This is a genomic window from Rhodoplanes tepidamans, from assembly GCF_030813915.1.
GTDB lineage: Bacteria > Pseudomonadota > Alphaproteobacteria > Rhizobiales > Xanthobacteraceae > Rhodoplanes > Rhodoplanes tepidamans.
The window spans coordinates 285,111-300,150 of record NZ_JAUSUJ010000002.1 but is presented as its reverse complement, the minus strand read 5'-3'; the positions used below and the strand labels follow the sequence as shown (position 1 = coordinate 300,150).

Annotated in this window: 14 protein-coding genes; 5 read left to right on the top strand and 9 right to left on the bottom strand. The window is 72.6% G+C overall.

All coding sequences use genetic code 11. The annotated features are described in order from the left end of the window. Window positions 1-16: 16 nt before the first annotated feature. The 6 genes from J2S22_RS04000 to J2S22_RS03975 form a co-directional block, all read right to left on the bottom strand. Entirely contained in the window at window positions 17-1,177 is a 1,161-nt protein-coding gene (locus J2S22_RS04000) for an acyl-CoA dehydrogenase family protein (protein ID WP_272775729.1), read from the bottom strand. Window positions 1,178-1,276: 99 nt separating this feature from the next. After that, window positions 1,277-1,492, bottom strand: coding sequence for an acyl-CoA carboxylase biotin carboxyl carrier protein subunit (locus J2S22_RS03995; protein WP_272775730.1), 216 nt, complete (start codon window positions 1,490-1,492; stop codon window positions 1,277-1,279). 216 nt (window positions 1,493-1,708) lie between these two features. Beyond that, window positions 1,709-2,038 carry a metal-sulfur cluster assembly factor gene (locus tag J2S22_RS03990; protein ID WP_272775731.1) on the bottom strand — a complete coding sequence of 110 codons (330 nt, stop codon included), beginning with the start codon at window positions 2,036-2,038 and terminating at the stop codon, window positions 1,709-1,711. 251 nt (window positions 2,039-2,289) lie between these two features. Continuing rightward, entirely contained in the window at window positions 2,290-3,462 is a 1,173-nt protein-coding gene (locus J2S22_RS03985) for an ABC transporter substrate-binding protein (protein WP_272775732.1), read from the bottom strand. 150 nt (window positions 3,463-3,612) lie between these two features. Further along, a complete protein-coding gene (locus J2S22_RS03980) occupies window positions 3,613-4,071 on the bottom strand; it encodes a cupin domain-containing protein (protein WP_272775733.1) in 459 nt (152 codons plus the stop codon). Between the two features lie 105 nt (window positions 4,072-4,176). After that, window positions 4,177-4,590 carry a thioesterase family protein gene (locus J2S22_RS03975; RefSeq protein WP_272775734.1) on the bottom strand — a complete coding sequence of 138 codons (414 nt, stop codon included), beginning with the start codon at window positions 4,588-4,590 and terminating at the stop codon, window positions 4,177-4,179. A 587-nt stretch (window positions 4,591-5,177) separates the two neighbouring features. Between J2S22_RS03975 and J2S22_RS03970 the strand changes: the two genes are divergently transcribed. The 3 genes from J2S22_RS03970 (at window position 5,178) to J2S22_RS03960 (ending at window position 10,293) form a co-directional block, all read left to right on the top strand. Beyond that, entirely contained in the window at window positions 5,178-8,405 is a 3,228-nt protein-coding gene (locus J2S22_RS03970; RefSeq protein WP_272775735.1) for a hypothetical protein, read from the top strand. Between the two features lie 176 nt (window positions 8,406-8,581). Next, window positions 8,582-9,511: a sulfite exporter TauE/SafE family protein gene (locus J2S22_RS03965; protein ID WP_272775736.1), complete on the top strand. Its 930-nt coding sequence runs from the start codon at window positions 8,582-8,584 to the stop codon at window positions 9,509-9,511. Continuing rightward, a complete protein-coding gene (locus J2S22_RS03960; RefSeq protein WP_272775737.1) occupies window positions 9,508-10,293 on the top strand; it encodes a TIGR02186 family protein in 786 nt (261 codons plus the stop codon). The genes J2S22_RS03965 and J2S22_RS03960 overlap by 4 nt, the downstream gene beginning before the upstream one ends. Before the next feature lie 228 nt (window positions 10,294-10,521). Here J2S22_RS03960 and J2S22_RS03955 read toward each other — a convergent pair whose 3' ends face one another. After that, a complete protein-coding gene (locus tag J2S22_RS03955) occupies window positions 10,522-11,577 on the bottom strand; it encodes an alpha/beta hydrolase (protein ID WP_272775738.1) in 1,056 nt (351 codons plus the stop codon). Between the two features lie 135 nt (window positions 11,578-11,712). Next, window positions 11,713-12,534, bottom strand: coding sequence for an OmpA/MotB family protein (locus J2S22_RS03950; protein ID WP_272775739.1), 822 nt, complete (start codon window positions 12,532-12,534; stop codon window positions 11,713-11,715). 122 nt (window positions 12,535-12,656) lie between these two features. On the opposite strand from J2S22_RS03950, the gene J2S22_RS03945 reads away from it, so the two are divergent. After that, window positions 12,657-13,268, top strand: a complete 612-nt coding sequence (locus J2S22_RS03945) for a TetR family transcriptional regulator (protein ID WP_272775740.1) — start codon at window positions 12,657-12,659, stop codon at window positions 13,266-13,268. 69 nt (window positions 13,269-13,337) lie between these two features. Here J2S22_RS03945 and J2S22_RS03940 read toward each other — a convergent pair whose 3' ends face one another. Then, window positions 13,338-14,120 (bottom strand): HugZ family pyridoxamine 5'-phosphate oxidase, encoded by a 783-nt coding sequence (locus J2S22_RS03940; protein WP_272775741.1) that lies wholly within the window; start codon window positions 14,118-14,120, stop codon window positions 13,338-13,340. 219 nt (window positions 14,121-14,339) lie between these two features. Here J2S22_RS03940 and J2S22_RS03935 point away from each other — a divergent pair, with 219 nt between their 5' ends. Further along, window positions 14,340-15,038: a response regulator transcription factor gene (locus tag J2S22_RS03935; protein WP_272775742.1), complete on the top strand. Its 699-nt coding sequence runs from the start codon at window positions 14,340-14,342 to the stop codon at window positions 15,036-15,038. Window positions 15,039-15,040 lie beyond the last annotated feature (2 nt).

Here is a 15,040-nt window from a genome sequence, read left to right as displayed (position 1 = left end):
CCCGCCTGTCGCCGGCTCACTCCCGGTTGGGCGTGAAGCCGCAGGCCATGCCGGCGATGATCATGCGCTGGATGTTCGAGGTGCCCTCGACGATCTGCAGCGACTTCGCATCGCGATAGAAGCGCTCGGCCGGGTACTCGGTCGAGAAGCCGTAGGAGCCGAAGATCTTCATGCACTCGTTGGCGGCGTGCACGGCCGCCTCGGAGGCGAACAGCTTGGCGACCGAGGTCTCGTACTGGCTCGGCTTGCCCTGGTCCTTCAGCCAGGCGGCGCGGTAGACCAGCATCTGGGCGGCCTGGTGCTCGGCGACCATGTCGGCGATCTGGGCCTGCACCATCTGGTGCTGCGAGATCGGCTTGCCGAACTGGGTGCGGCCGTTGGCGTAGTCGACCGCGAGGTCGAGGCAGCCGCCGGCGACGCCGAGCGCGCCCGCCGCGCAGCCGAGCCGCGTCTGGTTGAGCTGCCACATGCAAATGCGGAAGCCGTCGCCCGGCGTGCCGAGCACGTTCTCCTTCGGCACCTTCATGCCGTCGAAGACGAACTCGCCGGTCGGCGCGCAGTGCAGGCCGAGCTTGGTCTCGATCGGCCGCGCCGAGACGCCGGCCCAGGCCTTGGGCTCGATGATGAAGGCCGTCATGCCGCGGTTGCCGGCGGATCGGTCCGTGTAGGCGTAGAGCAGGCCGGCGTCGCCGACATGCGCCTGCGAGATCCACATCTTGGTGCCGTGGACCTCCCAGTGGTCGCCCTTGTCGATCGCATGCGTCTTCATGCTGGCGACGTCGGAGCCGGTGTTGGGCTCGGTCATGGCGAAGAAACCGAGCCGGGTGCCGGCGACCCAGCCGGGCACGTATTTCTGCTTCTGCTCCGGCGTGCCGAACTTCGTCACCGTCAGGGCCGGCCCGAGATTCTGCATGTTGAAGGGCAGCCGCCAGGACGCGGAGATCTTGGCCACCTGCTCGGCCATCAGGACCGACTCGAGAAAGCCGAGCCCGGTGCCGCCGAGCTCCTCCGGCAGGGCGCAGCCGAAGAAGCCGAGCTCGCCCATGCGGGCCACGCGCTCGGGCTTGAAGGCGTGCGCCTTCTCCTCCTCCACGAGCGTCGGCGCGATGTCCTCGAGCGCGAAGCGCCGCGCCGTCTCCTGGACCATGCGTTGTTCGTCGTTCAGATCGAAATGCATCGGAGTCCCGTGTTGAGGTGACTGGTGGGAAACGTGGTCGCCCGGACCGGCGGGATCGCGGGGCCGGACCGGGGCCCGCCCGGCGCGGGTGTCGGTCGCTCAGTCGATCAGCAGAAGCACGTCGCCGGCCGCGACCGCGGCCTTCTCGGCCACCCGCACGGCCAGCACCGTGCCGGCGCAGGGCGCGTAGATCAGATGCTCGGCGCCGCCGCTCGCCAGCACGGCGAGCTCGTCGTCGGCCTCGACCGCGGCGCCGGCCTCGACCAGCACCGACTGCACGGTCCCGGCCAGCGGTGCGCGCACCTCCTCGGCCATCCTGCCCTCTCCCTCGACTGGCCGCGCCGGCGGGCGGGCGCCCGTGCCGCGGCGAGCGCAGTCAACCACCCCGGAGCCGGCGAGAGCAACCGGTTCGACGGCGGGAGGGATCGTTTGTACACAAACGTGATCGGCGGGCGAGACGGCGGCCGCCGCGGGCAGGGCCGCCGCTCCGGCGGCCGGTGCCGGGCGTCGCCCCGGGGTCAGCGCCCGGGGTCAGTGCCTGGTGTCGGAGAACGGCTCGCCCGGCACCCAGCCGAGCGCGAAGCGGCCTTCCTCGGTCATCCGCTCCGGGCTCCACGGCGGATCCCACAGGAGACGGACCCGGATGCTCGGCGTCTCGGCGAACTGCCGGCGCAGCGCCGCCTTGGCGGCGCAGGCCATCACCTCGCCGAACGGACAGCTCGGCGCCGTGGTGGTCATGTCGACGACGATGCCCTCGGCCGTCCAGTCGGCCCGGTAGACCAGGCCGAGATCGACGATCGAGATGCCCATCTCGGGGTCGATGACCTCCTTGAGGGCGAGCATGATGTCTGAATTGGTCATCGACCGTCCTCGCGGGCGCGCCGGATCTCCGCAGCCGGGACCCCGGGTCCCGCGAAGTCGGCTGTCATGGGGCGGCCGCCCGGATCGGCGCCGCGGGCCGGCCGACCGCCGTCCCGCGCCGAGATTGGGCAGGCGGGACCGCGGGTCGCCTTGTCATAGGTCAAACAACCGCTCCATTGGAGCAATTCTCGTTTTGGGCCAGCGGCATGGAGCCGGACGGCGGTGCCGCGCCGGACCCGCCCCGGCGCCGCTCAGGAGCCCTGCTCGGAGACCAGCACCCAGTCGCCCTTGCGGATTTCCAGCATGCGCAGGGCCGAGAGATCGAGGCCGGTGTGGTCGGTCGGCGACATGGTCACCACCCCGCCGGTGCCGACATGGCCGCGGGTGCGCTCGAGCTCGTCGCGCAGCCTCGCCCGGTCGAAGCCGCCGGCGCGCTTCGCCGCCTCGACCACGAGCATCAGCCCGTCATAGGCGTGCCCGCCGAAGGCCGACACCGGCTGGCCGGTCTTCTGCTGCCAGGTGCGGGCATAGGCCTGGACGACCGCCTTCTGCGGGTCGCCCTCGGCGAGCTTGTCGGGGACCAGCAGGGCGGCGGCCGGCAGCCGCACGCCCTCGGCGGACGGGCCGGCGAGCGCGATGAACTGCTTCGAGGCGACGCCGTGGCTCTGGTACAGCGGCAGGCCGATCCCGAGCTGGCGGTAGCTGCGGGTGACGATCGCCGGTCCCTGGCCGTGGCCGGCGACGACGACGGCCTGCAGGCCGCGCCGGGCCTTCACGGCCGAGAGTTGCGCCGTCACGTCGGTGTCGGCCGGGCCATAAGTCTCCTCGTGGGCGACCGTGATGCCGCCGGCGGGCGCCACCTTGACGCACTGCTCGCGCATCGAGCGGCCGAAGGCGTCGGTGCCGGAGACGATCGCGATGGTGGTCAGCTTGCGGCGCTTGAGGTCGGCGAAGATCTTCTCGCAGGCCATCCGGTCGGTGTGCGGCGTCTTGAACACCCATTTGCGCACCGGCTCGACGATCTGCACGGCACCGGCGAGCGACACGAAGGGCACCTGCGCCGCCTCGAGGACCGGGATCATGGCGAGCGTGGTCGCCGTGGTGGTGCCGCCGATCACGGCCGCCACCTTGTCCTGCTCGACCAGCCGGGTCGCCAGCGCGCGCGCCACCTCCGGCTCGCCGCCGTCGTCGTGGACGATCAGGTCGATCGTCTCGCCGTCGACGCCGCCGGCCGCGTTGATGGCCTCGACCCACAGCTCGAGGGTGCGCTTCTCCGGGGCGCCCAGATACTCGGCGAGCCCGGTGGCGGAGAGGACCGCGCCGATCTTCACGCCGGCCTGCGCGGCCGGGGCGCCGAGCGACAGCGGCAGGGCGAGCGCGACCGTGAGCAGGCCGGCCGAGACGAATCGGCGAGTGGCGGACATGCGAAGGCTCCTCCCGGGGCGACGGGGTTCCGTCTGAGGCGTTTCCGTCCCGAACGTCTCTTGTTCTTGTCGGGTCGCCGATCTTGCCGGCTGCGGCGGGCCGGCGCAAGCGGCCGGCGCCGCCATCTCGGCGGACGCCCCGGCCGCCGGTCAGTACGGCTCGCCGGAGCGGCGCACGTAGCGCGGGCCGGCGCCGTCGCGGCGCATCTGCATGTCGATGCCCGGATAGTCGACCGTCTCGGCCGCCGCCCGGGTGCCGATCTCGAGAAACACCGCGTCGCGCTCGGAGCGGTTGACCAGGCAGTGGCCGTCGGCGACCCCGGCCTTCCAGGCGGCCACGTCGCCCGGGCGCAGCACCGTCTCGCCGGCGTCCTCGCACAGCACCACCTCGCCCTCCAGCACGTAGACGAGCTCGTCCTCGGCGGCGTGCCAGTGGCGCTGCGACGAGGCCGCCCCCGGCTTCAGCCGGCACAGGTTGACGCCGAACTGGGTGAGCCCCGCGGCCGGCCCGAGCCGCTTGCGCGCCCGCCCCTCGACCGCGGCGCGGAACTGCGCCGGATAGAGGCTTCCGGTGTCGAGCGGGACGGCGTCGAGGTCGATCTTGGGCATGGGGATCCTTCCGCAGTTCGGCATTGCGCGGCGGCGGGCCGCCGCGCCGGGAAGGGAATCACGCCGGTCGCGATCGCGCCACCCGAAAGCCGCGAGACGGACGCCTCACGCGCCGGGGGCTGCCGCCTTGCGGGCGAGGCGCTGGTCGAAGCGGGGCGTGTCGATCACGGCCCGCACATGGGTGCCCTCGCCGATGATCTCGACGGCGTCGCGGGCGACCACCCGGAAGGTCAGCGTGCGGCCGTCGACGGCGACCAGCTCGGCCTCGGCCTCGACCCGCATGCCGAGCGGCGTGGCGGCGCGATGGTCGACGTCGAGCCGGGTGCCGACGCTCTGCTGGCCGTCCGGCATCGCATCGGCGACCGCGTCCACGGCCGCCGCCTCCATCAGCGTGACCATCACGGGCGTCGCCAGCGCCGTGACGCCGCCGCTGCCGACCCGCACGGCCGTGTGCTCGTCGCCCACCACCAGGGCGGCGCGTCCCTTCAGCCCGACGAAGAGGCCCGATGAACTGCTCATCTCGTCCGATCCGTTCCTTGAGACTGTACGAGGCCGGCAGGCGGTCCGTGGCCGGGCGTCGCGGCGGTCGTGCCGGCGCCAGCGGCCCCCCTTCCGGCTCCCCCTCCGGCCCACCCGGCGCATGGCACCGGTGTCGCACTCCGTCGAAATCGCGCCGCGGTTAGTTCCATTTAACCGCTTCTTTACCGTGCCCCGTCGAAAGTCGGGACGAGGATCGCCGACCGTGTCCCGATTCCATCGTTCGTTAACGAATGGGCGTCGGCGCGAACTTTGTCGCGGTTCCGTTCGATGCGTATGAGCCGGGTATCCACATGACAGGCGCGCCAGGATACGTCAAAGGGGGTCGCCGCGACGCGCGGGATGCGACTCCCGATGCGGCTCGCCGGGCCGGATCGTCGTTCCGGCGGTGGCTGAGCTCGGTCATCCCCGAGGAGCGCACGTCCGACCCGTCCGACTTCGCGACCACCACGGCCCCGGCCGCGCCCCTCGTCGCGGTCGACGACGAGCCGGCGCCCGCCCCGGCCGCCACCGCGCCGGCGACGCCGCGCGCTGTGCCGCGGGCCGACGCCCCGGCGCCGCGGCGATCCATGCCGGACCGCGATCTCGTCGCGCTGTGCAATCGGTTCGAAGGCATCACCCGCCAGCTCGAGCGCCTCGTCCACACCACCCTCGACACGGCGGACGGCAAGGCGGCGGCGCCCGCCGCCGCGCAGGACAGTCCGCTCGATCGCGTCGTCGCCGAGATCGCGGCGCGCCAGCGCGCGCTCGACGGCGAGGGTCCGGCGGCCGTCCCGAGCATGTTCGCGCCGGTGATGGATCCGGCCGCGCTCGCCCCGGCGGCGCCCGACCTGTCGCGGCTCGAGGAGCAGCTGCGCCTGATCACCGCCCAGATCGAGACGCTGCGCTCGCCCTGCCGGGCCGAGGAGATCGCCTCCGAGCTGCGCGAGGAGCTGCGCCGCATCGGCCGCGCCATCCACGATCTCGTGCCGCGCCACGCCTTCGAGGCCCTGGAGGGCGAGGTGCGGGCCCTCGCCGGCCGCCTCGACGAGAGCCGCGGCAGCGGCTTCGACCCGGCCGTGCTGGCCCCGCTCGACCAGGGGCTCGCCGAGGTGCGCGAGGCGCTGCGCGGGCTCGCGCCGGGCGAGCTCGCCGGCTCGGTCAACACGCTGTTCCGCAAGATCGACCAGGTGTCGGTCGAGGGCTTCGACGCGACCGTCCTGCACCAGCTCCGCGACGCCGTCGACACCCTGCGCGGCATCGTCTCGACGGTGGCGTCGGGCGACGCGCTCGCCGCCCTGGTCGCCGAGGTGCGCACCCTGTCGCAGAAGATCGAGCAGGCCCCGGCGGCGCCGCAGCCGGTCTCCGGCTCGCCCCAGCACGACCTGCTCGCCAGCCTCGAACGCCAGATCAGCGGCATCGCCGAGACGCTGGCGGCCCAGAACGCCGCCAAGGCCGCAGCGCCGGCGGAGCCGGGCGACGGCGCTCCCGCGGCGGCGGTGTCGCCGACCCTCGAGCCGCTGATGGCCTCGCTCGCCGAGCGGCTGGAGAAGTTCGACCTCCTCGCCGACGAGCGCCCGTCGCTCGCCCCCATCGAGGACAAGATCAGCCGGCTGGACGACAAGCTCGACCGCATCGGTGCCGGCACGCTCGACGCCGCCATGGTGGCGCAGGTCGAGGACCGCATCCGCATGCTTGCCGACAAGCTCGACCGCATCGAGCGCTCGGCCCTCGACCATCCCGGGCTCGCCCCGCTCGAGCAGCGCATCGCCGATCTCGTCCGCAAGATCGAGCAGTCGGAATCGCGGCTGGACATGCTGCCGGCGCTGGAGCGCGGCATGGCCGACCTCCTCGCCCATGTCGAGGCCCTGCAGGCGCAGCGCGCCGCGACCGCGGAGCCGAGCCCGGCCTTCGCGGCGCTCGCCCGCGACGTCGAGACCATCCGGCGCAGCCAGGAGGACGCCGACCGCCGCACCCGCGAGTCGCTGGAGGCGGCGCACGGCACGCTCGGCCGCATGGCCGACCGGCTCGCCGCCATCGAGACCGACCTGCGCGGCACCGCCCGCCGCCCGTCCCCGGCCGAGATGCCGGCCACGTTCGAGCCGAGCCCGGCCGCGCCGGCTGCCGCAGCGGCCGCCGCCGCGCCCGCGGCGGCGCCGGGGCCGCGGCTGAACGGCTTCGCCATCCCGATCGGTCCGCCGCCGCGCCCGGCCGAGCCGGCAGCGCCGCCGGCGGTGTCCGGCGCCCTGGCGCCCGACGCGCCGATCGAGCCGGGCTCCGGCCCGCCCTGGCAGCGCGGCAGCCGCAGCGCCGCCGACCGCATCGCCGCCTCGCAGGCGGCCCTCGGCGCCGCCGCCGAGGCCCCGGCGGGGTCCGGGGCGAAGCCGAACTTCATCCTCGCCGCGCGCCGCGCCGCCCAGGCGGCGAGCGAGCAGCCCGGGCCGCAGGCCGCCGCGGGAGCCGGCGACGCCGCCGACGGCAGCCGCGGCCGCCGCCTCACCGACCGGGTGAAGGCGCTGTTCATGACGACCAGCGTGATCGTCATCGCGCTCGCGCTGGTGCCGATCGGCCTGAAGTCGTTCGGCCCGTGGGGCGGCGACGGCGCAGCGCCGATCGCCGTGGTCGAGACGCCGGAGCCGACGGCCGGCGCCTCGGTGGCCGACAAGGCGGCCCCGGGCCATGCCGGCGCGCAGCTCACCGAGCTGGTGCCGCCCTCCGACCTCGCCGCCGCGGCCCGCAAGCTCTCGAACGCCTCGCCGACCGCCAAGGCGCTGATCGAGAAGCACCTGCCCAAGCTGAAGGACGAGACCTCGCTGCTCGCTCCGCCGGCCCCCGCCGCCACGCCGCCGGCGCCGTCGCCGGCCGCGCGGCCGTCCGCCCCGCCCGTGGTGGCGGCGCCGGCGACTGTGCCGGCCGCGCCGTCCGCGGCGCCGACCCGCACCGCGACCGTTCCGCCGGCGACGCCGGCGCCCGAGGTGACCGGCACCGTGCCGGTCGCCCGCCTGGTGCCGCCGCCCGCGACGCCGCTTCCGGCGCCCCTGATGGCGACCCCGTCCGCCCCGGCGGCCTCCTCGGCCGCCGCCCCGGGCGCCGGCGAGAGCTGGCCCGAGACCCTGCCGGCCGCGCTCGCGACCAGGCCGCTGATCGCCGGCGTCGCCGCCCGCAACCCGGCCGCCGCCTACGAGATCGCCATGCGCTACGCCGAAGGGCGCGGCGTGCCGGCCGACCTCGCCGCCGCCCTGCCCTGGTTCCAGCGCGCCGCCGACGCCGGGCTGGCGCCCGCCCAGTTCCGGCTGGGCAGCCTGTACGAGAAGGGCAACGGCGTGAAGAAGGACCTCGTCGAGGCGCGGCGCTGGTACCTGGCGGCCGCCGAGCGCGGCAACGCCAACGCCATGCACAACATCGCCGTGCTGTATGCCGAGGGCATCGACGGCAAGCCGGACTTCGCCACCGCGGTGCAGTGGTTCACCCGGGCGGCCCGCCACGGGGTCGCCGACAGCCAGTACAACCTCGCGGTCCTGCACGCCCGCGGCATCGGCACCGAGCAGAATCTCGCCGAGGCCTACAAGTGGTTCGCGATCGCGGCCCAGAAGGGCGACAAGGACGCCGCGCGCAAGCGCGACGACCTCGCCCGGCAGCTCGACCAGCAGAGCCTGACCGCCGCCCGCCTCGCCGCCCAGAGCTTCGTGCCGCTCGCCCCGCCCGAGGAGGCCGTGACGGTGCCGCCGCCGCCGGGCGGCTGGGAGGACGCCGCCTCCGGCCAGGGGCGGCCGAAGCCGAAGAGCCGGATTCCGCTCGAGCAGGCGGCCCGGTTGTGAGCCGACCGGCACCGGGCCCGCCGCGTGCGGGCCGGGACCGATCGCCGCGAGCGGTCAATTTTCACTTGAGTTTGGATCGCGGATCGAGCCTGTAGGGCCTCGCTGCATCGCGACGTCGTCACGACCCCGTACACTCACCGGCGTGCGTCCCCGGACCAGGCCGCGGACGTGAAGCCGTGGACATCTATCTCCCGATCGCCGACCTCCCGGTCAACGTCTTCCTCGTCTTCGCGATGGGGATCGCGGTCGGGTTCATCTCGGGCATGTTCGGCATCGGCGGCGGCTTCCTGATGACGCCGCTGCTGATCTTCATCGGGGTGTCGCCGGCCGTCGCGGTGGCGACCGTGTCGAGCCACATCGCCGCCTCGTCCTTCTCGGGCGCGCTCAACTACTGGCGCCGCCGCGCCATCGATCTGGCGCTCGCCTTCATGCTGCTGATCGGCGGCCTGATCGGCACCGCCGCGGGCGTCTGGCTGTTCACGCTGCTGCGCGCGCTCGGCCAGCTCGACCTCGTGATCGCCCTGTCCTACGTGATCCTGCTCTCCTCGGTCGGCAGCCTGATGGTGGCCGAGAGCGTGCAGGCGATCATCCGGCTGCAGCGCGACAAGCAGGCGCCGCCGGCCCGCCATCCGGGCGGCCACACCTGGCTGCACGGCCTGCCCCTCAAGGTGCGGTTCAAGCAGTCGCGCCTCTACGTGTCGGTGATCCCGGTGTGGGGGATCGGCTTCGTGATGGGCTTCCTCGGCGCCATCATGGGCATCGGCGGCGGCTTCATCCTGGTGCCGGCGCTGATCTACCTGCTGCACGTTCCGACCAACGTGGTGATCGGCACCTCGATGGTGCTCACCCTGGTCACCATGGCGAGCGCCACCGTGATGCACTCGGCGACCAACCACCTGGTCGACGCGCTGCTCGCCCTGATCCTGATGGTCGGCGGCGTCATCGGGGCGCAGTTCGGCGCCCAGGCGGGCCAGAAGATGCGCTCCGAGCGGCTGCGGCTGATGCTCGGACTGCTGGTGCTGGCGGTCGGCCTGCGCTTCGCCGTCAACCTGTTCGTGACGCCGGGCGAGATGTTCTCGTTCCGGCTGATGGAGGGCGACCGATGAGACGCGCGCTCCTCGTCCTCGCGATCGTGGCGGCCGGCCTGCTCGCGCCGGGCGGCGGCGCGGGCGCGGCGGAGCGGCTCGTCACCTCGCTGTCGACCCACCGGGTGCTGATCAACTCGGTGTTCACGGGCGCCGAGGTGGTGCTGTTCGGCGCCGTCGAGGGCGACGGCACGACGCCGGTGCGGCGCGGCGGCTTCGACGTGATCGCCACCGTGGTGGGTCCGCGCCAGACCCTCAAGACGCTGCGCAAGGACCGGATGCTCGGCATCTGGATCAACGTCGACTCGCGCACCTTCATCGACGTGCCGGCCTATCTGGCGGTGCTCGGCACGAGGCCGTTCGACCGCATCCTGCCGCCGGACCGGCTGCGCCGGCTGCAGATCGGACACCGGAACGTGGTGCTGCCGCAGCAGATCGGGCCCGACATCGCCGACGTCGTCACCGACGACCCGTTCCGGCAGGCGTTCCTGCGCCTCAAGACCGAGCGCAAGCTCTACATCGAGGATCCGACCGCGGTGACGATGCTGTCGCCGACCCTGTTCCAGGCGTCGATCCCGGTGCCGGCGGAGGCGCCGGTCGGCACCTACGAGGTCGACGTGAAGCTGTTCCACGACGGCGCCCTGGTGACCCGTTCGACCTCGGCCTTCGAGATCACCAAGGTCGGCTTCGAGCGCTTCGTGGCCACCGCGGCGGTCGACAACGGCCTCCTCTACGGCATCGTCACCGCCATGATGGCACTGATGACCGGCTGGCTCGCCTCGGTGGTGTTCCGGCGGGATTGAGGACGGGCGGTCTCCGCCTCGACTAAGGCATCGTGTCCGGGCGCGGCGCCACGCGCCGCGAACCGGGACCCGGGGGCGATCGGGCGAGGTGGTTGCCGTGCCGCCCCTGGGCCCCGGCTCTGCGGCGCATCAGGCCTGCGGCCTGCCGCGCCTTGTCCGGGGCACGCGGCCGGGCATCGGGGCCGGGCCGAAGCCCGGCCGTCACGCGTTCGGGTGTCGGGTGTCGCCCTACTCCACCAGGCCCTTCTTGACGAGCCAATCCTGGACCAGGTCGGCGATCCGGCCGTTGTTCTTGTCCATCATGAGCATGTGCGAGTTGCCCTTGATGCCGACCTCGGGCAGGTCGACGACGTCGACGCTGCCGCCGGCCGCCTTGACGGCGTCACCGAAGGCGACGTCCTTGGCGCGCATCTTGGGCCAGCGCGAGTCGTCCTTGATGTAGTCGCCGAACACCATGAGGATCGGCACGTCCTTCAGGGCCGCCGCCTTGGCCGGGTCGCCCGGCACGGCCGGCTCGATCGCCACCAGCGCCTTGACCTTGTCGGGATGCTCCTGGGCGATCCGGAAGGCGAAGCCGCCGGCCTGGCTGTGGAACAGGATCACGCAGGGGCAGACCTTCTGCACCAGCTCGGTGTAGGCGGCGACGATCGGCTTGTCGCTGTCGAGCCAGCGCGGCACGTTCTGACGCACGAAGTTGTCGTAGGCCTCGACCGGGAACTGGTTGCCGGGCAGCACCTTCAGCTTGGCCGGATCGGGGCTCCACGAGCCCGGGCCCTGGCCGATGCGGAAGCGCTCGAAGGCGTTGCCCTTGGCGAGGAAGATCGGCGAGCTCGGCCAGATGTCCGGGCTCGGATAGCCCGAGCGGCCGCGCTCGACCGCGTCGGAGTTGTAGACGTCCCAGCCCTTGCGCACGAACATGTTGAGCCAGCCGTCGCGGCCGTCCGGCGTCGTCTCGTAGGTGACGCCGGTGAGGCCGCCGCCGTGCCACATCAGCAGCGGGTACTTGCCCTTGCGGTTCTGCGGCAGGAAGTACTGCACGTACATCTGCTCGACCAGATAGGGCCCGTTCGGATCCATCTTGGCGGGCGTGCCGCCGGCCGCGAACACCACCTCGCGCACCGGCTTGCCGGTCACCTCGACGGTGCGGCCGCCGATGTGGAACGAGCCCATGTCGCGCAACGCGATCGGCTCCTTCTTCGGGGCCTGGGCGGGGGCCGAGGTCTGGGCGAGCGCGGTCGAGCCGAGAAGGCCGAGCGCGAGCCCGGCGAGCAGCAATCGGTTCATGTCTGGAGAACTCCCGGAAGTTACGACGCCGGCGATCGTAGACCCCGCCGGCACACGAATGCACGCGTGAAAACGGCCGTTTCGCATCTCGAAACACTCGCCCGAAACGCGAGCGGCGCGGGCGCTCGCGCCGCGTCAGTGCTTCAGCTCCAGCGGGAGCGGCGGCTCCTCGCGGATCAGCGAGATGGTGACGCGCCGGTTGGCGGCGACGTAGGGGTCCTCGGGAAACAGCGGCTGGACGTCGGCCTTGCCGGTCACCCCGAAGAACGCGGTGCCCGGCACCCCTTCCGCCTCGAGGATGCGCCGGACCGCATTGGCCCGCTCGGACGACAGCTCCCACGGGCCGTAGCCGGGGCGTGCCACGGCCCGACTCGCCGCGGTGTGCCCGGTGATCGAGAGGCGGAACGGCGAGGCGCGCAGCGGCACGCTGATTCGCTCGATCAGCCGGCGGGTGCGCTCGTAGGGCTCGCCCGATCCTTCCGGAAACATCGAGCGGCCATCCTGGTCGACGATCTCGACATTGAGGCCCTCGCGGGTCTCCTCGATCATGATGTGCTTCGACACCTCGGTCAGCTCCGGCATGTCCTGCAGGGCCTGCCGGAGCGAGGCCGCCGCCAGCGCGAAGGCACGGTCCTGGGCCTGCCGGACGCCCGCGGTGCGGTTGCGGTCGTGCTGGTCCGGCGTCGGACTGGTCGACGCCTCCTCGGGCGGAATCCGGGCGGCGTTCTTGAGCTTCGGCCGGGTCGGCAGGCCCGGCACCTCGATGATGCCGGAATAACGGATGTTGGCCTGGACCCCGAAGGCGTCGCGCATCGAGCCGGCGACGACCTGGAGCTTCTGCTGATCCTGGGTCGAGAAGGCGCACAGCATCACGAAGAAGGCGACCAGCAGGGCCATGAGGTCGGCGAAGGTGACGAACCATCCGTGCCCGTGCCCTCCCACTTTTCGCCTTGCCATCGCGCCGCTCCTGCCGAACCTGGGTCCCGGCCTCGCCGGGAGCCTCCCGACGGTTCGGCCGCCCCTCGGGCAGAAATATACAAACAGATGTATGTATACGGCATCTTAATCGGATCCTGACGATGCGACGGACAAAGGAGGAGGCCGAGCAGACGCGGGAGCGCATCCTCGCCGTCGGCGAGCGCCTGTTTCGGGCGAAGGGCATCACCGCCGTCTCGGTCGAGGAGATCGCCGAGGCGGCCGGGTTCACGCGCGGCGCGGTGCACTGGCATTTCCACGACAAGCGCGGGCTGCTGCTCGCGCTCGCGGACCGGCGCGGGCTTCCGCTGCAGCGGCTGGCGGAGCGCGTGAGGGTGGACCCGGATCTCGACCCGCTCGACGAGTTCCAGGCCGTCATCGTCCGGGCGTTCGGCGACATGGAGCAGGGAGCGGCCGACCGGCAGTTCGAGACGACGCTCGCGGCCTTCGCGGCCGCCGAGGCGCCCGACCGGCTGCGCCGCTTCGAGGCCGACCTGCGGCAGGCGATCACGACGATCTTCGAAGCCGCCGAGCGGGGCCGCCGGCTGAAGCCGGAGTGGCCCGCGGCGACCGCCGGCCTGGCCTGCTACGGCCTGCTCTCCGGCCTGGTGAACGCGTGGCTGCGCGGCGAGGCCGGCTTCTCGCTCACCCGGGACGTGGTGGGGGCGTTCCGCGCCTTCGTCGCCGCGGTGTCGACCGCGAAGCCGGGAGTCTGAGCAGGGGCACCCGCTGGGTGCCCCTGGGTCCCCGCCTTCGCGGGGACGAACGGTGTGTGGGGCTGCTGCTCAGGCCTTGGCCCGCGCCTCGTCGGCCATGCGCTTCAGCACGGTGCGCAGCCCCGCCGCCGTGGTGACGCGCTCCGGGAAGGGCACCCGGCGGGTGAGGTCGCCGGCGGCGAGGTCGAGGCCGTCGGGGTCGACGCCGGTGACGCGCCACGCCGCCTCCGGACCGCCGGCCAGCACGGTGGCGTAGAGCTTCACCGCCTCGGCGTGGTCCTGGTTCATGTGGGCGACGGCGCTCTCCTCGGCGGCGAGCAGCTCCTCGGCGCCGGCCACGCCGGTCAGCACCGCCTCGGGCGCGAGGTCGGCGGCGCGGGCGAAGCCGCCGTTCAGGTGGAAGGCGGCGACGATCATCCGCCAGATGGCGAAGTCCGGCAGGCCGGCATAGAGCTCGGCCTTGGGGTGGCGCGCCAGGAAGCGGCGCCGCAGGACGGGGTCGTCGTCGCGGACCATGTCGCCCAGCACGGTGAGCCTGGGATGGGCGAGCGGATCGCCCTTGCCGACCGTGGCGATCAGGATCGAGGCGCGGCCGTCGCGCTCCAGGTTGGCCGTGTGGGTGGCGAGCCGGGAGGTCAGCAGCACCGGCGAGCCGTCCGGGGCGGTCGCGACATTGACGAGCGACCCGAACGGGTGGCCGGTATTCCGGTCGTTGGTGGCGAGGGTGCCGGAGCGGCCCGCGCGGAGCAGCTGCCGGGCCACGACCGGCGGATCGAAGTCCTCGGGAAGCTTGGCGTTTTCGGGAATCCGCCCGGGCATCGTGCCGGGCCGCGGAGGCTTCAGGTCGGTCACGGAAGGTCTCCTGGTCGGGGCCCGACTGTCGGCCGCCGAAACGCCGAAATCCAGCCGGATTCGATCCCGGTATGGCGAAATCGCGTGTGACTCACTAGAGTCGGTCGCGCAAGGCGCACTGGTGACCGCCCCGCCGTACGGCGGGAGGGGTCACATTTCGGCCCAGCTTTCCGGGCTTCAAGGCCCGAAGAGTTTGCCCGACAACGGGAAAAGAGGCCCATGCCGACCATCGCGCTCGTCGACGACGACCGGAACATTCTCACCTCGATTTCGATCGCGCTCGAGGCCGAAGGGTACCGGATCATGACGTACACGGACGGCGCCTCGGCGCTGGACGGGTTCAAGACCTCGATGCCGGACCTCGCGATCCTCGACATCAAGATGCCGCGCATGGACGGCATGGAGACGCTCCGCCGCCTACGCCAGAAGTCCGACGTGCCCGTCATCTTCCTCACCTCGAAGGACGAGGAGATCGACGAGCTGTTCGGCCTCAAGATGGGCGCCGACGACTTCATCCGGAAGCCGTTCTCGCAGCGGCTGCTGGTCGAGCGGGTGAAGGCGGTGCTGCGGCGGGCGACGCCGAAGGACGGCGCCGCCCCGAAGGAGACCGACTCGGCCAAGGTGCTGGAGCGCGGTCAGCTCCGCATGGATCCGGAGCGCCACACCTGCACCTGGAAGGGCGAGCCGGTGACCCTCACGGTCACCGAGTTCCTGATCCTCCAGGCGCTGGCCCAGCGACCCGGGGTGGTGAAGAGCCGCAACGCCCTGATGGACGCCGCCTACGACGATCAGGTCTATGTCGACGACCGCACCATCGACAGCCACATCAAGCGGCTGCGCAAGAAGTTCAAGCAGGCCGACGACGAGTTCGACATGATCGAGACCTTGTACGGCGTCGGCTACCGGTTCAAGGAATAGGG

Bases quoted from the DNA above. Each gene is read 5' to 3' on its own strand.
- J2S22_RS04000 (WP_272775729.1), bottom strand. From the start codon at position 1,177: ATGCATTTCGATCTGAACGACGAACAACGCATGGTCCAGGAGACGGCG.
- J2S22_RS03995 (WP_272775730.1), bottom strand. From the start codon at position 1,492: ATGGCCGAGGAGGTGCGCGCACCGCTGGCCGGGACCGTGCAGTCGGTG.
- J2S22_RS03990 (WP_272775731.1), bottom strand. From the start codon at position 2,038: ATGACCAATTCAGACATCATGCTCGCCCTCAAGGAGGTCATCGACCCC.
- J2S22_RS03985 (WP_272775732.1), bottom strand. From the start codon at position 3,462: ATGTCCGCCACTCGCCGATTCGTCTCGGCCGGCCTGCTCACGGTCGCG.
- J2S22_RS03980 (WP_272775733.1), bottom strand. From the start codon at position 4,071: ATGCCCAAGATCGACCTCGACGCCGTCCCGCTCGACACCGGAAGCCTC.
- J2S22_RS03975 (WP_272775734.1), bottom strand. From the start codon at position 4,590: ATGAGCAGTTCATCGGGCCTCTTCGTCGGGCTGAAGGGACGCGCCGCC.
- J2S22_RS03970 (WP_272775735.1), top strand. From the start codon at position 5,178: ATGCCGGACCGCGATCTCGTCGCGCTGTGCAATCGGTTCGAAGGCATC.
- J2S22_RS03960 (WP_272775737.1), top strand. From the start codon at position 9,508: ATGAGACGCGCGCTCCTCGTCCTCGCGATCGTGGCGGCCGGCCTGCTC.
- J2S22_RS03955 (WP_272775738.1), bottom strand. From the start codon at position 11,577: ATGAACCGATTGCTGCTCGCCGGGCTCGCGCTCGGCCTTCTCGGCTCG.
- J2S22_RS03950 (WP_272775739.1), bottom strand. From the start codon at position 12,534: ATGGCAAGGCGAAAAGTGGGAGGGCACGGGCACGGATGGTTCGTCACC.
- J2S22_RS03945 (WP_272775740.1), top strand. From the start codon at position 12,657: ATGCGACGGACAAAGGAGGAGGCCGAGCAGACGCGGGAGCGCATCCTC.
- J2S22_RS03935 (WP_272775742.1), top strand. From the start codon at position 14,340: ATGCCGACCATCGCGCTCGTCGACGACGACCGGAACATTCTCACCTCG.